Source organism: Vibrio sp. 10N.222.49.C12 (assembly GCF_041475025.1).
Taxonomy (GTDB): Bacteria; Pseudomonadota; Gammaproteobacteria; order Enterobacterales; family Vibrionaceae; genus Vibrio; species Vibrio crassostreae_C.
The window spans coordinates 1-20,425 of sequence record NZ_JBFRVF010000011.1 but is presented as its reverse complement, the minus strand read 5'-3'; the positions used below and the strand labels follow the sequence as shown (position 1 = coordinate 20,425).

Below are 20,425 nucleotides of genomic sequence, written 5' to 3'. Positions count from 1 at the left end.
TAAGAGTAGTCAAATGAGCGCATTCAAAAAACTAGTCGAACACTCTCAAAAATGTTCACGCTTTCAACACCTAGCTTCTATTTGTGGTTGGGACCAAGCTTCAATGATGCCAGCAGGTGGTAACCAAGCTCGTAGTGAAGCGATGGCCGAGCTTTCTGTTCATATTCACGGCTTAATGACTCAACCACAGCTTGGCGATTGGATTGCAGACGCTGAAAATGAAGCGCTGAACACTGAGCAACAATCGTCACTTCGTGAAATAAAACGCCAGTGGCAACAAGCAAACCTACTTCCAGAAAAACTGGTTGAAGCGAAATCTCTATCGGGTTCAAAATGTGAACATGCGTGGCGTAGCCAACGCGGTAACAACGACTGGGTTGGATTCGAAAAGAACTGGCGTGAAGTGGTTGAGCTTTCTCGTGAAGAAGCGCAGATTCGCGCAGACGCAGCCAATCTAACGCCTTATGATGCGATGCTGGATATTTATGAACCGGGCACCAGCTCTACTTCACTTGATACCCTATTTGCAGACGTTAAAACTTGGCTTCCAGGTTTAATTGATGAAGTGATCGAAAAACAATCGAGCGAGCAATTTAACGCACCATCAGGTATCTATTCGACCGAGAAACAGAAAGCACTGGGTTTAGAAGTCATGAAGCTGCTTCAGTTCGATTTTGAACACGGCCGATTGGATGAAAGTGTTCACCCATTCTGTGGCGGCGTGCCTTCAGACGTGCGTATCACAACACGCTATGACGAAGCGGAATTCGTTCAAAGCTTAATGGGTATTGTGCATGAAACAGGCCACGCACGTTACGAACAAGGCTTACCAAAACACCTAGCAGGACAACCAGCGGGGGAAGCTCGTTCTATGGGCATTCATGAATCTCAATCTTTATTCTTCGAGATGCAAGTCGGCCGCAGCGACCCGTTCATTGGACACTTAGCGAACTTGGCTGGTCAGCAATTCTCAGGCTCAGAATTTGAGAAAGAAAACTTCCAGAAGATCTACACGCGCGTGAAGAAAGACTTCATCCGTGTTGATGCCGATGAACTGACCTACCCTGCACACGTTATCCTGCGTTACGAGATTGAGCGTGACTTGATCAACGGCAAGATCAAACACACTGACGTGCCAGAGTTATGGAATACCAAGATGCAGTCTTACCTTGGTTTAAGCACTCAAGGCAACTTCACTAACGGCTGTATGCAAGACATCCACTGGACAGACGGCGCATTTGGTTACTTCCCATCGTACACATTAGGTGCGATGTACGCGGCGCAGTTCATGGCTTCAATGAAGAAAACGGTAGATATAAACTCTGTGATTGAAAGCGGTGACCTATCCCCTATCTTCACTTGGTTAGAATCAAACATTTGGAGCAAAGGCAGCCTGCTGACCACTGATGACTTGGTGAAAGGTGCAACGGGCGAAACCTTGAATGCGCAATACTTCAAAGACCATTTGAGAAGTCGTTATCTGTAGATAAAACGTCCAACTACATTGAAGGTTTCTACTTGCAGAGCTTGCTGTGTAAGTAGAACCAAGCTGAAAAAAGCATATTACAAGTATTGTAAGTCAAAAGTCACAATTATGGCTGAAGGGTAGCTTTGGTTCTAACTAGAAAAGGGGCACTTCTGAGTTACGAAGTGCCATCTGTGAAGGTTCTGGACATTTCCGAGTTGCGTTTTATCTAATTTAGTAAGTCATGAATTAACAGAAGTAGGGCAACTCGCTTAGTCGAATGTCCAGTATCACTGGTGCAGATCAGTTATCATATTTTAAGTAAATCACTCTAGAAAGGAAGCGAAACCTATGAATTTTAGTTTTGAACAACTTCTCGCGTTCGTGACCGTTTATGAACAACTCTCGTTTAGCAAAGCCGCGGTCAAACTCAATAAGCACCGAACTACGATAGGGCAGGTGATTACCAACCTTGAAGACCAACTAGCGGTCAGTTTGTTTGAACGAGTGGGGCGTTCGGTAGAGCCAACTGAAGATGGTCACCTTCTTTATCACAATGCTAAATTAACCATCGAGCAAGCGCGTACTTTCGATAAATTGGCGCTAAGCCTCTCTTATGGTGGATTAGAAAGCGTCAACATCGCTTATTCTAGTGTGATTCCTCATCGCGCTTTGGTTGAAATCCGCCAGCAATTTCTTCGCGATTTTCCGCTAATGCGCGTGAACTTTTTTGTTAGGAATAAACAGGACATCAAAAGAGGCATAGATAGTGGCGAATACCATTTTGGTATCGTCAATGTGCATGACCGTCAGGCGATGTATAGCTTTGATGCTACTTTCCTTGGCCATTTCGAATTTCTCCCTTTTGTTCAAAAAGGTGGAGATCTATCTAGGTTGGAGAAAAGTGCAGTCTTGGTGGCTCTGAAAAACAGCAAACAATTTGTCTTACGATCTTTTATTGAAGAAGGTATGTCAGAGAAGATTATTTACAGCTCAGACAATGAAGCAATCGATCAACTTGCCCTAGTGATAAAGATGGTCGAAGCGGGGTTGGGTTGGGCGTTACTGCCTAAAACCTTCGCTAATACTGAGTTTGCCAATCATGCCATTGAGCCAGTTGAAGCCGATGAGATGCTAGAGGGCTTCAAGTTTGGCTTCGCGCTTTGGTGTCCACATTCCAAACAAATTGTTGATATTAAAAAGTCGTTAATCACCGTGATAAACAATTATCGCAAGCGATTTGAAGACGGTCTCCGTCGTTAACTCATAGACTCATCCAATTTTTTAACAAGGTTCAATTAGAGCCTTGTTTTCGTTTCAGTTAACTTTAAGTTCGAGTTTTGATGGATTACACCCTTTATATAGGAGTGTGAGGTATCAAGCTGACTATCTCTTCAGTCATGTCACTTTCCCTGTACCTTTAAATAATATAAAAGATATCATACAGTTTGTTGTGATTTTACCCCCAGCCCGTGAAGATAAAGTGACTAAATGGTTGATGTGATACATAGCAATTGTTCACAACTAAAGTTCATAAGGATGGATGACTTTTAGTAGGGAAAATGTTCGCATCCTAAACGATGTAGAGTATTCAATCTAAGTGAATTTGGGGCAGATCTGAGCTAGCAGGCACTTTGCAAGAAAAGCGCCACGAGTAAAGCTTCAGGCTTATGAAGCCTCTGGACATTTCCGTTTTAGCAAGATTGCCAATTAAGCAAAGCATGAATTAAAAGGATAGAAAAAGTCGCTTACGTGATTGTCAGGGATCATTAGACCACTACAACTTCAATTGTCAGTTATAACTAAAACGGCACCTAGCCTTTGAGCAAAAAACCCTATATAACTCATCCCCACCTTCATGCACTCTTACTCGAAAGAAAAAAATACTCTTCCCTCCCTCCTCATACGCGAGAGCTAGCTCAGCATCATCTCTTATCAAACCTTCAGCTACTAAGTGAACTTCTAATGCATCGAGTGCTTTTTCTTCTAAGGCTTTATCGTGAATTGGTTTAAAACCTCCAAATGAAAGGGAAGAAAAAAAAGAGCAAAAACAAAAAAAACAATTCGCATAACTATTCCTTTTTTATTAGTTCAATACTAATTCCAGTTTAGTAAGAAATTAAGATTGTCGCAGCAGTGAAACTAAATAGATAGCTCTCGTTTCATGCAATTAAAGTCGGAGTTCATCATTCTTATTATGGTAAATGGGTAAATTAGCTACCAAAAACAACCCTCAGACCGCCTCAAACGCTCTCAGCGAGGATTTTGGGCTTGTTCAAGGCTATGCTCATACTACCTTGTATGTGTGTGACTCTTTCAGTGCGATTTACAGAGCAAAAACTAGCGAATTCGTTTGAGTCAAGAACTGTACTCTGCCCCCACTTTTCGTACTTTGTGAGTTAAGTCGCCCCGTTAGCAAGAATTTGGACAGCCGCAACTACCTTAAAATGCAGGTCACATTCTCCACTGGACGGACGGCGCATTCGGTTACTTCCCACCTTACACATTAGGTGCGATGTACGCGGCTCAGTTCATGGCTTCAATGAAGAAAACAGTGGATGTGAACTCAGTGATTGAAAGCGGTGACCTATCCCCTATCTTCAATTGGTTAGAATCGAACATTTGGAGCAAAGGCAGCCTGCTTACTACTGATGATTTGGTGAAAGGCGCAACAGGTAAAACCTTGAATGCGCAATACTTCAAAGACCACCTAAGAAGCCGTTACCTTTAATGGAAAAAATTGATAGAGGCTGATCAGTTTATTGCTTCAGCCTTTTTAATCTCATTTTCAAAACATACTTAGGTTGATTCGAAGGCTTTATCCCTTCATCGAACTTAACAATCACGGAAGATTCTGGTACCTACTAGCACGAAATTGTCGGATAGACGGCACCTGTTACCAGGTGCCACCCTCCTCAGAACCGTACGTGCAACTTTCACTGCATACGGCTCAAGCCTCCACAAAGGCACAGTGAAACACCCAGTAATTAAATCGTTATAGGACTAGAGCGAGACCAAAAGTTGATCGCAACACTAGCCCTTCGTGTTAATTACCTTTGCGATACGCACTTGAAGCTTTAATACCTTGCCAATGAGCACTCAGTAGTTGAGAGACCACGGTTCGTTGTAAGAAGATGCACTAATTTCATTTGAAATCATCATTTGCTTTTCTTCTTCAATAAAGTTCTTCAAACTCTTTCGCAACGGGAGACCAGTTAGAAGTCAGCTCGCTTTAGCGCCAGATAGAAATCTGTATCCACTTCATTACAAAGCGACATTTGCTTTCTCTAACCTCCTTTACCTGCATACCTATCGGCCACCTTCACAGGTAGCTTTCCCATAGGGAGGTATACAGGCTTACCCTGTTCCGTATGTCGCGTAAAAATGTCAACTTAGATGCCCACAATGGTGCGGAGAGTACAATGACCACGAAAGAGCATTGTCCAATCTCTTTCCGACTCTCGTTGCCTTTTGGCTACAGCGTATTAACCACTTCCGCTGCTTCATCGTATAACGCGCCTTAAATGGATTCACATTACATTCATCATATTGACTCCCTAGCACTCACCCGATTTTGTGGTTATCAGGAGGAACATCCTCTCACGATTTTGCTCCCGCTCAGCCCAACGACCAAGCTTCGTTACGTTGTCAGAGCCGCTGCTTTATTCAGGCTCTTAGGGTCATCTGGTGATACAGATGGTTCACTCTGCGTGGTGAACAACGCTTCATAAGACTTCAGGTCGCACGGACAATAACAAGTTAGGAGCAGTCATAAACTGCAGTCTCATTCGAAGCGATTAAAAAAGCACTTCTAAACGAGATGTTAGAAGTGCTAATTATTGAGTAAATTTAATAAACTTCTTATACCCAGACTTGATCAAATACTCGGTACATGTTGCCACCTAAGAACTTGCTGCAGTCTTCTTCTGAGTATCCATTTTCAAGCATGGTATCAATTAGAGCTGCAACAATTTGATATGGTGCTGGGGTAGGAAACCCTTTTGCTCCTACAGCGGCACTATAGCCACCATCAGGGAATACGTTCTGCCCCATTGGTGTTTGAATAATAGACGCTGTAAAATTGATGTTCGGGATATAGTCTGAACCGAAGCCAACGTGGTCTATACCGACTAAGTTGACCATATAATCAATATGTCGAAATAATTGTTCAGTCGTCAATATATCTGGGTTAGATGTATCCATAAAGGCAGCCACCATATTTATTGAGCAAACCCCACCGGTTGCCGCAACACCTTTAATCACAACGTCAGAAAGGCTTCTCTGATAATCGGCAATGGCTTTCGCACCTGAATGCGAAGAAATGACAGGTTGGCTACTGCGTTCAATCGCATCTAAGGAGGTTCGTTCGCCAGTATGGCTTACATCAACAGGCATACCGTATCGGTTATAAGCGTCGACAAGTTTTTTTCCATATTCAGTTAGACCACGGTTCTCAATTTCGAAGCAGCCATCACCCACATCATTACGTTGATTATATGCCAATAAACAGTAACCATAGCCCATCTCACGCCATAGTCCTACGCGATCAACATCACCACCAAATATTTGAGTACCTTGGTGAGTGAAGTAAATACCCAATTTGTTTTGTTTTACCGCTTCATCAATATCTTTGGTAGTGCGGATCATCATATAGTCGTCTGGGCGTTCTTTCATTTTGCTTAGGTAGAACTGAGCGCCTTTCATAATGCCTTCAACCGAGGCATCTAACGAGTCTGCGGAAGGACATGCTGCTAGTACCTTGAATCCAGCGGCTTTGCACTTGTCCATTTCATCATGGAATTCTGGTGCTTCAGGTGAAGACCATTGAGAGGGCCAAAGACCGGAAAAAAGGCTGTCAATAGCCATAGAATCTCGAACAATTTTTTTTGCACGTTCAGATGCAGGATATTTGTGTGTTCGTTGAGGGATTTTTGAATAATCTTTAATTTCAAATTCTGGTAATTTTGGTGCACCTGACTTTGTCGCTTTATCATTAGTTGGTTCGATTTCAGATTTGTTGTCCATATTTGAAATTTTCCTTAACAGTGTTAGCTTCTATAAAATATAAATATGTTGGAAGTTTGGAAGTAAAGATAGGTACGGATTTATATCAAACGGAGTGTTAAGCCCTTTGTACGCACCTTTTTATGCACCTTTTTATAAATAAACTACGCCCAATGACATGATAAAAACGTGATTTATGTCGAATATTTTTGGCAAATCTATCTAAATGTTACCTCAATTAGAAAATTCATTTAAAAGTATTATATGTGACACTTTAAGAAATTATCGAAGAGGTGAGATAAAAAAGCGATACCTGAGTATCGCTTTCTATAGTCTGATTTATCATTGATTAGGTGAATTAACGCCGAATGGCCTCGCCTGCTTTAACGTCTGTATCTAGTTGTGTGTTGTTGACAACGATTTTGCCGTTAACCAATAACCAATGTACGCCTACGGCTGGGTGGTTAGGATCTTGGTAGGTGCCCACATCAGCGATAGTTTCTGGGTCGAATACCACGATATCTGCGTCCATATTAGTTTGGATTCGTCCTTTATTTTTCATTTGAGGGACAAAATCTTCTATTAATTGAGCTGGCATCAGTGTCATTTTACGTAGTGCTTCCGTCATCGTTAACAAGCCGCGCTCACGAACATAGACTCTGAGTACTTTAGCAAAGGTGCCATTTGATCTAGGATGAGAGAATAGATCTTTTGGTAATGGCCACTCGTCACCTGCATAATTTTCAATGTGGCCGTCTTCGTCCATATGCATCCAGAACATTTCGTCAGATTCAATCAACACATTAGGATTTAGAATCGAAGCGTCTAATAGAGCAAGATCTTTAGGGTTTTGCTCGTCTAGGAAGTGCCAGACAATAAAGGTACCAGGTTTATTTTCTTGGTAGTCTTTCAACTGTTCTTCTGTCATACGTTCTTTACCTAGCTGAAAGTTTTCAGCGGTTGAACCCATACGTTCCCGCCAGCCTTCACCAGAAAACATGGCTGCGCCAACGACAGTACTTGCTGCGCCCCATGGGTAAGCGCCCACAGTAACATTGATTCCTTGTTCTTGAGCCTTATTGACCATAGGTAAGATGGTTTCGATATCTTTTAATGAAGTACTGTTAATATGACAAAAGTGCATATGAGCGCCAGTGATAGCGGCATTGCCCACTAATTCTTTAACGGCTTCAAACGAGCTTTGTGGCTCGGCATTGCTGGCATAGCGAACGTGAGTATAGGTTGCTACGTCTCTTTCTGCGGCTAATTCAGCCAATGCATAATATTCTTTTTGACCATGGCCCGGTGCATAGCCAGCGTTAATCCCGATACCTAGGCCACCTTCATCAAGGCCTTGCTCAATCAGCTTGATGATTTTACTTTCTTGCTCAGGTGTTGCTATATCCATCTTCCAATCATTACGTGATTGAGCTTTTTGGAAATAGCCAACGGTCGCTTCGGGTTCCGTCTCACTAAATGTAGCAATACGAGCGTAAGTCCAACCAGCTGCTGCACCATAGTTTAATGGTAAGCCTTTTTCAGCTTGTCCTGCATACCAGTCACTGATAGGTAGAACACCAGATTCGAGTTCCAGCATAGTGGTAACGCCTTGCATCGCCTGCATTCTGTAGTCACCAATGTTTTGACCATGAGCGTGGACGTCGATGAATCCAGGGGCAACAACTTTACCTGTAGCGTCAATAGTTTTATCCCCAGAAATACTATCGGTCGTTATTGCTGTGATCTTATTATCTTTGATCCCGACATTAGCAACAGAATCGAAATTTGTTTCAGGGTCGATAACTCTGCCGTTCAAAATTACAACATCATAATTAGCGGCGATAACAAGTGGTGACATAAGGCCAAAGCCGACGATCGTAGCCTTTTTAATGAATGATTCTAGTGGTTTCATAATTTTATCCCGTGTGTGTGAGATGAACTATAAGTGTTACGTGTCAAAAATCTTAGACCAATAATTTCACGCTATCTACCTGATCCTCATCTTTGCTCATTGATAAGACAAATCTAACGTGACAAGAGAAAGTGACTCAAAAACAATCACTTTTACGCTCATCTCACCCACAGCTATTGACTTTGCCGCTCCAGAGCTGCCCTTCTCTATAAAGGCAACTTTGACAAAATAATCCTTCATAGCTAAACGTTTATGTACCAACGTTTTCGTCAGGGAAAAAAAATGCCAAACCTTAAATTACGAAGTTTAAGCGCGATATTCTTCTTTGCTGTCACTCTTCCCATCGTAGTGTTAGCCGACGAGGGGCAAGATGTAGAGGAGGTAGCTAAAGAGCTAGCCAACCCAAACACAACGCTTGGCTCGATGTCCTTTAACTTGGATTGGACGAACTATCAAGGCGACTTAAATTCAGCGAACAGTCAGAACGGGTATCGCTTGAGCTTTCAACCTGTTCTCCCTGTGCCAATTGCAGAGCGAACCAACTTATTTATCAGACCAAATATACCTTTAATATTTGACCAACCCTATTACAAGGGCGATAGATTTGAAAATTCAGATGCAGGTCTCGGTGATATCGGCTTTGATGTGGCCGTTGGTCATACCTTTGAGAGCGGCATGATTGTCGTGGGGGGGATAGTGGGTACACTGCCCACCGCAACAAGCGATGAACTGGGTAACGATCAATTCTTACTCGGTCCAGAGTTTGCCTTAGCCTACGTACAAAGCTGGGGGGTTATCGGGGCGTTAATTACCCATCAATGGAACGCTGGCGGAAGCAATGACGCCGACGCGAGTATTACTGGTGGACAGTACTTCTATACCGCGAATCTAGACGATGGATGGCAAATTCAAGCGCAACCAACTTGGAGCTATAATCACGAAGCGAGCAGTGGAAATAAATTGTCATTCCCTATTGGTATTGGGTTCGCTAAGACGACTCTCATTGGTGGCAAACCCATCAAGTTTGGTCTTCAATACTGGAACTACATTGAAAGCCCTGACGCGTTTGGGATAGAGCATCAACTTCGACTGGTCATCACACCTGTTGTTGCTCTTCCTTGGTGATAACAGGTCGCAGGATAAAATTAGACATAAAAAAACCGCAGCGAACTGCTGCGGTCTTAAATTTGGCGGTGAGTGAGGAATCCGAATTATTTATTTAAGATGCTGATATATATCCATAAAAAAACTCGCAAAGAGAGCGGTAATACTTATGGTAATACTTTTAACCAAGTGTCAAATTCATAAGTTACTGCATAAATTTTTAGGCTAAGGCAACTATACTTTATCCTAACGTACTTAACCTGCTTACAACCGCCAGCTAGTAATTCAGTCTATTTCAACATAAGTATAATAGCTTCTTCAACGGCATCAGTTAGGTATTTCCAACGGTGCTGCAATAGCCATGCAGGCTAAGCCCCCCGATACACGGTTACTCACTTTAATCCCTTTCCGCACAGAATCTCTGAGCCTTAAGAAGGTTCTGGGCATTTCTGAGTTACGAAATGGTGCGTGAGAAGTTTCTGGACATTTATTGGTTAGAGCAAATATTCAACGCTTGTATACCTTACCCTGAAAACCACACCATAAAAAAACACTAAAAATGAATAGATACTCAACATCTGAGCACGCTCAATTTCATCTAATCATCCACAACTTCAATCGTTATATGCTGCGCACCAAAGTATGTGCCTTCATCCACTTCATAGCGCAGGGTTTCATCGCAATGTGTGCAGTCAAAGGCTTCGTTTGGTTCGATGCATTCATCTTCTAGCCAGTCCCTGCCAATATGCTTTTCACAAGTTGGGCATCTCATTTCATCAATCCTTATTCATTCAAATACAGCTCCGCCATTCCATCTAAACGGGCTTTTACTTCTTTCCAATTAGGCATCACGCTGGTCAGCAAGCGCCAGAACTTGTCACTGTGGTTATGCTCAGCGATGTGGCAAAGCTCATGCAGGATCACGTAATCAATACACTCTTTAGGCGCTTTGATTAGATGAGGGTTGAGCATCAGGTTCCCTTTAGCTGAACAACTTCCCCATTGCTTTGTCATAGGCAGTACACGAAAGCTTGGGATACCATCAACCCATGTGGCTTGAGGCAGTAGTTCAGATAAGCGTTCATGAAAAATGCGCTCAGCACGAACCTTGTACCAGTTGCGCACCAAAGCTTTAACCATGGCAGTTTTGTCATCGTTAAACCTCGTCAAGGTGACAAGTAACTTACCGCGAGTCATTTTTACCGTTGGCAAGGCATCTGCATCTTCTACTACCTTCAGCACATAACGACGACCAAGATAGAACTGCATCTCACCGCTGACGTAGTGTTTAGGCTGGACATACTCCAAATGACCTCGAAATTCTTTCAGGGCATCATAAATCCACTTGGCACGTTTCATTACTGCTTGGTGGATATCATCGCGCTTTGCATTTTCTGGAGATGTCACTACGACTTCACAGTTGGGATGAACCTTGATGGTTATTTTACGTTTCTTGCCTTCTAGGTGAGGCTTGCGCACAACCTCATAGGGAACAGCCTCATCTCCATAGATGAAGCTGTATTCCTCTTTGTTGCGTTCGTCAGAGACTGTTGATGCCATTAATGGTGACCTGCTAAACCTAAGCGAGTGATTTGCACCACTTCTTCGGCAATGACTTGCGCTTTATCGACCCCTAAATCGGCAAACAGTAACGGAAGCACCTCTAGATTGATCTGGTTTTCAATCTCTGATGGATTGATTGAAAATTCTGCCACCGCTTTGCGCACTTTCTCGTCAATCTCAACTGCATAGTTGAAGCATTGATCTTCAGTAAGATCTTGACCTTCAGTGCTATGCTTTAAGAACAACCCAAAGTAAGCTTGTACATGGCGCTTAATTTTTGGGTCTAGCTCTGCGAAGCGATCTGTTGGTAATCCCTCGACTTTGCGCTCTTTCACTTGCTCCTCGAAATCAGCAAATAGGAGATATTGCTTAACAGGCGCATCAAACATCTCTTTTGCTTGCTGAATCGCTTGTTTAAGCAGTTTCGAGAAATACTCTTGAGCGTAAGGGTCGTCCGCTAAATCTTGCTCAATCATCTTAGTGACACGACCTGTGATCGCATCTTTCTTATTGCGAGCCTCATCGTCACTTAGCTCTTCTGGTTTTATATCCTTCCCCATATTGCCAACCAGATAAGCACCTTTAGACTCTTGGATCTCAACGCCACCGATGTGCTTGTCTAACATAGTGCGAATACTCTCAGCGTACTCGTCGTAATCAATGGTCTCTTCTGCTTGCTCACGAACAACTTTACGCAGCGATGTCATGCTTTTTAGCGTGTCTTTATAAATCTGGCGTTTATCATCAAAGCTCTTGTCTTCAAAGTAGGTGGCCGATTGCAGAGCGACTTTTAAACAATTGGCAAACGCAGTGAGTGTGCTATAAAAATCTTGGCGTTTCTTTAGGTTTAAATCTGTTGGCTGACCATCTACATACTCAATGTTCGGCGCAAATACCCGTGCCATTGCGTGCGGATCTTGGGTGTTTTTTACATTAATAAAAAATGCCCAGAGTTCACTGTATAAGCCAGGCAGTTTTTTATATTCCGTGTCCATGCGGCTGTATAAGCCTTTAAGATCGTCAATATCAAATCCACCTTGGGTACGCTCTGCCAAGTCTTGGTAGTCAGCAATGGTGGCATCTAGTTCTTTTAAGATGCCTCGGTAGTCGATGAGGTAACCAAACTCTTTCTTTTGGTGTAAACGGTTCACGCGAGCAATGGCTTGGATAAGGTTGTGCTGTTTAAGCGGTTTATCGATGTAAAGCACGGTGTTCTTTGGTTCATCAAAGCCCGTTAAAAGCTTATCGACCACGATCATTAAATCGGGCCCGTCATCTTTACCGAATTCTTCAATGATATGCTTGGTGTAGGCTTTTTCATCTTGGCCAAAATCTGAATCCAGTACGTTCTCTTTCCACCAATTCTGTACCACATCCTTGCTTTCTCCATCGACTGTATCATGGCCTTCTCGGGTATCTGGCGGTGACATGGCAACTACCGAGGTCACTTTACCAATTTGGTCGAGAAGCTTCTTATATTGGATAGCAGAGGCTTTTGAGTCACAAGCAAGCTGACCTTTTAACCCTTGGCGCTTAAAGTTTTGGAAATGGTCAGAAATGTCATGAGCGATTAAATGGATGCGTCCTTCGGTTTGATAGATTTGACCTTTTTGAGCAAACTTCTTCTTCAAGTCTGTGCGTTGCTTTTCGGTCAGCTTGTCGGTGATGCGATCAAACCAAGCATCAAGCGCTTTGTCATTGGTACTTAACTCTGGCACACGCTCTTCATACAGCAGCGGAGTAACGGTTTTGTCTTCCACCGCTTGTTGCATAGTGTATGAGTGGATGATTTTACCGAACTTGTTTTCAGTCTTATCGTCTTGCAGCAGCGGTGTACCCGTAAAACCAATATAGGCGGCTTTTGGCAGGGCTTGCTGCATACGAATGTTGTTTTCACCGTTTTGGCTGCGGTGGCCTTCATCAACCAGCACTATCATGTCAGGGCTGTCGTTGTAGCACTCATCAAGCTCTATTGCGGTGCCAAACTTGTTGATGATGGAGAAGATAATACGCTCATTGCCTTTACCAATTTGCTCAGCAAGGCGTTTACCCGTTGTAGCCATGGCAGTTTTACGATCTTTTTCAGACAGCGCTCCCCCAGAAGCAAAGGTACGTGCTAGTTGGTCTTCTAAATCAACACGGTCAGTCACCACCACCACACGGCATTTAGCGAGTTCTTTAATCCAAATCAGTGCCTTGGACAAGAACACCATGGTGAACGATTTACCCGAACCTGTGGTATGCCATATAACCCCACCATTACGTGCGCCTTGCTCATCAAAAGAGGTTACACGCTCAATTAATGCTTTAATGCCAAAGACCTGCTGATAACGGGCAACGATTTTGCCCGCTTTTTTATCGAACAAGGTGAAGAGTTGGGTCATTTCCAGAAGGCGGTCATGACGAAGTAGTGATACCAATAAACGGTCTTGGTCTGTCACCATTAAATCACCGCCAGCAATCAGTGATAGGTATTCATCACGTACTTTGGCTGAACGGTGAGCAAATAGCTTATCAAGTTGCGCTGGCGCAAGTGGCGTATTTTTAAGACGTGCGAATGTGGATTCGGTGATCTGTTCTTCTTTCCACTTCGCCCAAAACTTACTCGGTGTGCCGCAGGTGCCGTACAAACCTTTGTGTCCATTCACCGACATCAGCAATTGGCTATAGGCAAACAGGTGTGGGATCTCATCGACTTTTTGGTTGCGGATGTTTTGCGAGATACCCTCGGCAACCGTCGGCTTGCCCTCATGCGAGGAGTCAGGACGCTTGGCTTCAATCACCACCCAAGGTAGGCCGTTCACAAAGCAGACAATATCGGGAATACGATGACCCGTTCCATGCGCATTTTCCACTTCTAGCTCTTCGGTAAAGTGGAACTGGTTGTTCTCAGGGGTTTCCCAATCAATGACATTGATCGTTGGGCTGGCTTTCTTGCCATTAACAAACTCGGTCACGCCAATGCCATAGGTCAGAGCGTTATACAGTTTTTCATTCGCCGCTTTCAGCCCTTCATTCATGGCAGGGTTGGCAAGGTCATGGACAATTTTATCGATAGCCGCTTCCGATAAGTGATGATCTTTCCCCATGAAAGAGTAGGTTTTGTGCTTGAGTACATCACGCAGCACATCAGGCAAAATAACGGTAGAAAGGTTACCGCGCTTAACCACACATTCATTTGGTGAAATGAACTGATAACCAAGGTTAGTGAGTAAGGTTAACGCTGGAATTTTCGCGCTTTGTTCTTCTCGGAAGTTGGGTAAGTTGCCTGACATTGTCGTCCCTTATTGTCGATTCGTTTTTATTATCGTTATTGTTGTTAATGTAGTTTACGTTTTTTGGCCTGATTGAAGTCGATAACGTTATCGGGTGTCTCTTCGTTGAATGTGTCAGGGGCAATCTCTTGATAATACTCATGGATTGCTTGGCTGAGTTCGGCATTCATCCCATCAAAATAGTCGTCGTCGGGAATCCCACGCTTAACCATTTCGGCGTGCATCATTTGTCGGCGTAGAGATCCAAATAACTGGCGGATGAGCTTGTCCTCATTGTCACCCAATTCGCTATAGGTCTGCATCCAGTCAATGAACATCTCTTCGTCAGGGTGAAAGTGATCTTTCTTTTGTTTGGTCGAGCGAATCAAACTGTTGACCCAGTCATCAAAGCTGGCGCACTCTTCGTGGCCGTCTGGGAGAGAACCAACTTGATAAACCCGATTTTCAAATTGCCACGCAACATCATTAATGTGGCTTTGTACACTGCGGTCACCGCGTTGACAAAAGCAAGGCTTAGGATGAAGCTTGATGAACTCATTGAACATCTCTTCAAAGCTCTCTTCATCGCACATTTCGAACTCTTCACCAAAGAACTGCAAGTTGTTAAACAGCCGTTCAAGCAGTTGGTTCGTAAATTCGAGCCAATCCCCTTTTTGAATGCCTACAAACACCATGGCATAACGGGTTTCGACATGCATGGCGATCAGCACTTTCTTGCGTTGAACGTTTACCGCGTGCACCAACCAAGCACTGATTGGTGCTGTAGGGGTATTCAGCACATTGACGGCTTCAGAACCACTGACAGCGTCCGTCGGCGGTTCTTCCAGTGGGGAGATTTTTTTGCCATTGCGCTTTACGGTGAAAAAGTCCGCAGCGGCTTTGGTGCAGTTAAACAGTAACATTGTTTAATACCTAGTTTTGATAACGGCAATACAGTGTGACGCACTGCGTCACACATTGGCCGAGAGTGAAGAGGTGCTCTACGCGGCAACTTCTTCATCAACTTTCACGCGGCGCTTACCCGTCAACAACTGCTGCATCAATGCCTTTTTTTCTTGCTTCAAATGGGCAAGTTTAGCATTCAGAATTTTTAGGTTTTCTGAGCTTGCGTGTAATACATCGGCAATACGTTCTTGTTCACCAAAACATGGTACGGGTACTTTTGTGTTCATAAACTCAGTAGGTTTGATATTAAGCAAACCATTATTACGAACTCCTGTATTCACCAATGCTCCAAGTTGTGGCTTTAGGTAGTCAGCCTCAAACAAATACTTAAAATATCGATGGTTTAGCCCTGTATTGAGCTTAAAGCAGACATAAACATGAGGAACTAGACCAGTATCAAAGCTTTCTAGGTCAAAAATGCAACCAAATTGATATGTTTTTGAATTCCCTTTGTTGTAAGCGAATTCTCCGCGCTTTAACAAAATATAATTTTTTACGCTTTCTCCTGCCATATAGCGGCTATATCGATCTTCTTGAGTAACAAAGCCTGATAACGATGAGATGGTTAAGATTGGGTGTGCTTCACCATCAGATTTTTTCTGAATGCGTGTTGCTACCTCATTTATCGTTTTGTATGTCCACCCCCCCTCAAACACCTTACCCGTTTCAGGATTAACCAAACGCTTCTTACCCGTTAAAAGCTGCTGCATTAGGGCTTTTTTCTGCTGCTTGCTGGTTTCAATCAGCTTTTCTGTGGTGGTAATCGCTTTGTCCCATGTTGAGAGGATTTTAGCGATTTTGCGTTGTTCTGGGAGTGGGGGTAATGGAAATTCAATTGAGTAAAAGTCTTTATGATTTAGGTCTGGAATGGTACTAGCACCCGCCTTCGTCAAAATAAGGTGTTGAACTCGATTCGTTCTTAGGTAGTTTACCAAGAACTTTCTATCGATACGTCCTCTCTGAAAGTCCATAAGAAAGAAGTTGTTGTGAAAAACACCTTCTACATCAGTCACAACAATGCCAGTATTACCTGTACGAGTCATTAATACGTCTTCTTTGGTACAGATAACACGCCCAGAGGGTGCTTCAACATACTCTCTAGCTTGCTCAATTTTGTTAATCGATTGAATGGTAATGTACTCTTTCGCAGTCTCAGTCGGTTCTTTCAAGCGGTCTGAAATTGCAATTTGTAAGCCTTGTCTGACTTTCATTACATCTGAAAATCGTACTCGTTCCCAATCACTAGGAATCTCACCAAGGTGGGAGGGCAAATATTGATTAGGCACCATAACCCAACTCCTCTAGGTAGCCTGCCATCTCGGCTTCTAAATCGGCCAACTCATTTTGTAACGCTAAACGCTCACTGCGCACAGCCATCAAATCTATCTCCGCTTCTTCCTCAAAGGTGTCGACATAGCGAGGAATGTTGAGGTTGTAATCGTTCTCGGCAATCTCTTCTAGGGTCGCTAGGTATGAGTATTTATCTGTGGTTTCTCGCGCCTTGTAGGTATCAACAATCTTCTGAATGTTCTCAGGCGTAAGCTGGTTTTGGTTTTTACCAGACTTGAACTCACGAGAGGCATCAATAAACAGCACCTTGTTATCATCTTTCTGTTTTTTGAAGATAAGGATCGCAGCGGGGATACCTGTACCAAAGAACAACTTTTCAGGTAGGCCGATTACGGTGTCTAGTAGGTTTTCATCGATAAGCTGCTTACGGATTTTACCTTCACTAGATGCGCGGAATAGCACGCCATGTGGCACAACCACCCCCATACGGCCAGTCTGAGGTTTCAACGTTTCAATCATATGCGAGATAAACGCGTAATCACCTTTAGTCTTAGGTGGAATACCACGGCGGAAGCGACCAAAATGGTCGTTACTTGCATCTTCAAAACCCCATTTATCGAGAGAGAACGGAGGGTTGGCTGTTACTACGTCAAAGTGCAGTAGGCCGCCTTCTTTGTCTTGAAGCTTAGGGTTACGAATGGTGTCTCCCCATTCGATACGGTGGTTGTCTTCACCGTGTAGGAACATGTTCATCTTAGCCAGTGACCATGTTGAGCCAATCGCTTCTTGACCAAACAGGGCGTACTGCTTGGAGCCTGCAAAGTTGTTTTGAACTTGCTTGCCACACTTCATCAGTAGTGAGCCTGAACCACATGCAGGGTCACAAATGCTATCGCCTTGCTGTGGCTCTAGGATGATTGAAAGTAAGTCTGAAACTTCTGGTGGGGTATAGAACTCACCCGCCGATTTACCGCTGCCAGCAGCGAAGTGTTTGATGAGATATTCGTAGGCGTTACCAATCACGTCCAGTGAACCCACGCGGCTTGGGCGCAGGTTTAGGGTTGGCTTACCAAAATCTTCCAATAGATGGCGTAGGATGTCGTTCTTTTGCTTCTCATCACCCAGCTTATCGGTGTTAAAGCTGATGTCTTGGAATACGTTTTTTAGCTTAGTGCCATTGGCTTCTTCAATCGCGTGTAGCGCTTGGTCGATACGAGAGCCATTGCCTGCTTCGTGGCGAGCCTCATACAAGTCCCAGAAAGTTGAACCAGTGGGGATTTTGAAAGACTGTTTCGACATCATTGCCGTAATCATCTGCTCGTTACCATTGAACTGCTTTGATAGCTCATCAAATTTGTCTTGGTGTACGTCAGAGATGTACTTCAAGAACAGCATGGTTAGGATGAAATCTTTGTATATGGATGGGTCTACGGTGCCTCGGAAGGTGTCACAGGCAGCCCAAACGGCTTTGTTGACTTATTCTTGGTAGAGAGGATCTTGATTGATTGGTGAATGTGGCATGAAATGGTACTCGAATAGATTAAATTGTTTTAATTAGTGACTCTGCTACGTGTTTGAAAGAGTCAAAACAGGTATCAAAATCATGAGGTTCGGTGTTGAACACCATCGGGGTTACAAACTCGTGAAAACGTTGACGAAAAACTGGGTTTTCTTCAAGCTCTTTCAGCCCAAGTTGTAGTTCTTGTTTTGGATTGGAGACGAATTCTGCATGCTGATTACCAAAACGCTCAAGATCTTCTTCTAACACCATTTTAAATAACGGTGTTAGTGCTGTCAGGTCGAGGTGTTCTGTCTGTTCTTCGGTCTTTAGAATGCAGTAAACATCATAGATATGGCGCACAAGGGTGGCATCATCCTTACGCTGTGCATCGCGCTTGACTGACATTGTGCGGCGCAACATTGATATGATTTTTTCAACCAACGTGGCATGGATAGAAACGCAATCAAACGCCTTCACTTCTGGAGGTTGTTTATACAGCTCTGCGACCAGTGATTGAATGCTACGAGGCTCTGCATCAAACAGTGGGATTGTCTCCATTAACTCCAGTTTGATAATGGGGCGAAGACATGGCGCTTGGCTAAACTGTTGCGGGTATCGGAGTTCCAACTCAACATAGCGATATTCATCACGTACACTACGCGCTTCAACCGTAAATCGCTCTGACCGAGTGATCGCATGTTCAATACCGTTGATGCATGCCTTACGAACTGCTTTCTTTTTTGCGCGGCTCAGTTCATCAAACGCTTGCTTAGGGATCAATTTAATGTCTACGTCTTCTGACATTCTCAGAATTTTAACGTTTGACTTTGCCAGAGCTGTACCGCCAGAAAAGACCATTTGGTGAGAGTCAGGCTTCACTTCTGCTAGCTCAGAAAGCAAGGCAACTACCCAGTAATCTTTTTCAATAATGGCAGGGTTTCCGAGCTCAAGTGCATCGGAAACCTCAAGAAACTGTTGCTTTAGTTTTTCCATATTAACTCGGTGAATTCAACACTCGGTTACCAACAACCAATTTGCGATTAAATTGTTTGGGATTCCATGAGTATTGAACGGATGATGGGATTTGGGTGCTTTCACCTGATAGGCTTTGCAAAGATAGGTTGTCCATCTCAAAATCGACGCCTTTCATCTTTAATATCTCGCGCATCAGGGCATCGCTCCCCCCAGGGTTCGTAGGCATGGGTTTGCCCGTTAAGCTGTTAATCCTTGCCTTGGTGTATAGACCATAGCCAAGCTTGATTAGCTCACCTTTTTTGACTAGTTGCTTTAGCGCACGACCAATTTGATCGTAGCTAGCAAAGCCATCAAAGTCTTTGCGCTCAAACACATAACGTCTTGAACGCTTTATCTTTTGATAAATACGGTCAACGGCTGTCATTTGAACCTCCTAATTTCCTAAGTGTTCAGATTATAACTCAACCCTGTTGCCATAGGAATAAATACGGCACATGCATATGAGTAAATGCGACACTTGATCAGTTGATAGTTAGCATAAGGCATTGAAATAAAGATACAATATTGATTCAACTCAAGATCGACATAATTTGAATTCAGTGTCTAACCTTGTTATGAGTCTATCCCTTCAGAGATGTTCAGCGCATTCTCTATCTCGACCCCCAAATATCGAATTGTATTATCTAGCTTCACGTGACCAAGTAACAGCTGAACAGCCCGAATGTTTTTGGTGCGAGCATAGATTAACGTCGCCTTGGTACGGCGCATTGAGTGCGTACCATAAAGATAAGGATCGTAGCCAAGTTCAGTTGCCCAGCGGCGAATAATGGTGGCATAGCAGCTATAACTCATTGGCTTACCTTGTTTGCGAGGGCTTGGGAAAAGATAATCTGGTGCAGATAATTGGCTACGTATTAACCATTGAGTCAAGGATTGTGCTGTGCGGGAAGTGATCTCAAACTGTACCTCTCGACCAGTTTTGCTTTGGCTGTAAAGAACACGATCTTGAATGACGCCGCCAGAAGATATATCTCTAACTTTCATTCTTAGCAAGTCACAAGAACGGAGCTTACAATCGATGGCGAGATTGAGCAGGGCCAACTCCATGATATTGCCTTCGATTTCTAGTCTAGTGCGAATTCGCCAGATGTCTTCGAGCTTGAAGGGCTTTTTCTGCCCAGTTAAGTGACCTTTCTTCGTCCACATAATTGACCTCCCGTCTAACTTTAGAAGTGGCCTTAATAAGTTTAGATGAGGAAATTGAATGGCTATGCAGTTAGGGGGCTGAAAAATATTGCAGACTAAAGTGAATTGGAATCTTTGCACTAACGGATTTTGGGGCATTTTCGTGTTACATGCCCCGTCAGCGCACTTGTGATCACCAAGCGATT

Annotated in this window: 13 protein-coding genes and 2 pseudogenes; 4 read left to right on the top strand and 11 right to left on the bottom strand. The window is 43.6% G+C overall.

What is annotated here, in order from left to right; all coding sequences use genetic code 11:
- Nucleotides 1–13 precede the first annotated feature (13 nt).
- The 3 genes and pseudogenes from AB4583_RS03570 to AB4583_RS03560 form a co-directional block, all read left to right on the top strand.
- Nucleotides 14–1,486: a carboxypeptidase M32 gene (locus AB4583_RS03570; RefSeq protein ID WP_017066275.1), complete on the top strand. Its 1,473-nt coding sequence runs from the start codon at nucleotides 14–16 to the stop codon at nucleotides 1,484–1,486.
- A gap of 330 nt (nucleotides 1,487–1,816) precedes the next feature.
- Nucleotides 1,817–2,728 carry a LysR family transcriptional regulator gene (locus AB4583_RS03565; protein ID WP_017069525.1) on the top strand — a complete coding sequence of 304 codons (912 nt, stop codon included), beginning with the start codon at nucleotides 1,817–1,819 and terminating at the stop codon, nucleotides 2,726–2,728.
- A gap of 1,198 nt (nucleotides 2,729–3,926) precedes the next feature.
- Nucleotides 3,927–4,196, top strand: a pseudogene (locus AB4583_RS03560) (carboxypeptidase M32); the annotation flags it as partial.
- A 1,130-nt stretch (nucleotides 4,197–5,326) separates the two neighbouring features.
- Here the strand turns inward: AB4583_RS03560 and AB4583_RS03555 are convergent.
- Together AB4583_RS03555 and AB4583_RS03550 are read right to left on the bottom strand one after the other, a co-directional pair.
- On the bottom strand, nucleotides 5,327–6,490 hold the full coding sequence (locus AB4583_RS03555) for a dipeptidase (RefSeq protein WP_372116461.1): 1,164 nt from the start codon (nucleotides 6,488–6,490) through the stop codon (nucleotides 5,327–5,329).
- A 337-nt stretch (nucleotides 6,491–6,827) separates the two neighbouring features.
- Entirely contained in the window at nucleotides 6,828–8,381 is a 1,554-nt protein-coding gene (locus AB4583_RS03550; RefSeq protein ID WP_017062426.1) for an amidohydrolase family protein, read from the bottom strand.
- Between the two features lie 282 nt (nucleotides 8,382–8,663).
- Between AB4583_RS03550 and AB4583_RS03545 the strand changes: the two genes are divergently transcribed.
- Nucleotides 8,664–9,506, top strand: coding sequence for a hypothetical protein (locus AB4583_RS03545; RefSeq protein WP_017062424.1), 843 nt, complete (start codon nucleotides 8,664–8,666; stop codon nucleotides 9,504–9,506).
- 577 nt (nucleotides 9,507–10,083) lie between these two features.
- Here the strand turns inward: AB4583_RS03545 and AB4583_RS03540 are convergent.
- From AB4583_RS03540 to AB4583_RS03500, 9 genes and pseudogenes are all read right to left on the bottom strand, one after another.
- Complete coding sequence (locus AB4583_RS03540) at nucleotides 10,084–10,257, bottom strand: hypothetical protein (RefSeq protein ID WP_372116458.1); 174 nt, start codon at nucleotides 10,255–10,257, stop codon at nucleotides 10,084–10,086.
- An 11-nt stretch (nucleotides 10,258–10,268) separates the two neighbouring features.
- Nucleotides 10,269–11,045 (bottom strand): M48 family metallopeptidase, encoded by a 777-nt coding sequence (locus AB4583_RS03535; RefSeq protein ID WP_372116456.1) that lies wholly within the window; start codon nucleotides 11,043–11,045, stop codon nucleotides 10,269–10,271.
- A complete protein-coding gene (locus AB4583_RS03530; protein WP_372116454.1) occupies nucleotides 11,045–14,323 on the bottom strand; it encodes a type I restriction endonuclease subunit R in 3,279 nt (1,092 codons plus the stop codon). Before AB4583_RS03530 ends, AB4583_RS03535 begins: the two co-directional genes overlap by 1 nt.
- A gap of 44 nt (nucleotides 14,324–14,367) precedes the next feature.
- A complete protein-coding gene (locus tag AB4583_RS03525) occupies nucleotides 14,368–15,225 on the bottom strand; it encodes a DUF6933 domain-containing protein (RefSeq protein ID WP_372116452.1) in 858 nt (285 codons plus the stop codon).
- 78 nt (nucleotides 15,226–15,303) lie between these two features.
- On the bottom strand, nucleotides 15,304–16,557 hold the full coding sequence (locus AB4583_RS03520) for a restriction endonuclease subunit S (protein WP_372116450.1): 1,254 nt from the start codon (nucleotides 16,555–16,557) through the stop codon (nucleotides 15,304–15,306).
- Nucleotides 16,547–18,079 (bottom strand): annotated as a pseudogene (locus AB4583_RS03515) (type I restriction-modification system subunit M). Before AB4583_RS03515 ends, AB4583_RS03520 begins: the two are co-directional and overlap by 11 nt.
- A 19-nt stretch (nucleotides 18,080–18,098) precedes the next feature.
- Nucleotides 18,099–19,052, bottom strand: a complete 954-nt coding sequence (locus AB4583_RS03510) for a nucleotidyl transferase AbiEii/AbiGii toxin family protein (protein WP_372116448.1) — start codon at nucleotides 19,050–19,052, stop codon at nucleotides 18,099–18,101.
- Between the two features lies 1 nt (nucleotide 19,053).
- On the bottom strand, nucleotides 19,054–19,458 hold the full coding sequence (locus AB4583_RS03505) for a DUF6088 family protein (protein WP_005391098.1): 405 nt from the start codon (nucleotides 19,456–19,458) through the stop codon (nucleotides 19,054–19,056).
- 188 nt (nucleotides 19,459–19,646) lie between these two features.
- A complete protein-coding gene (locus tag AB4583_RS03500; RefSeq protein WP_372116446.1) occupies nucleotides 19,647–20,240 on the bottom strand; it encodes a tyrosine-type recombinase/integrase in 594 nt (197 codons plus the stop codon).
- Nucleotides 20,241–20,425 lie beyond the last annotated feature (185 nt).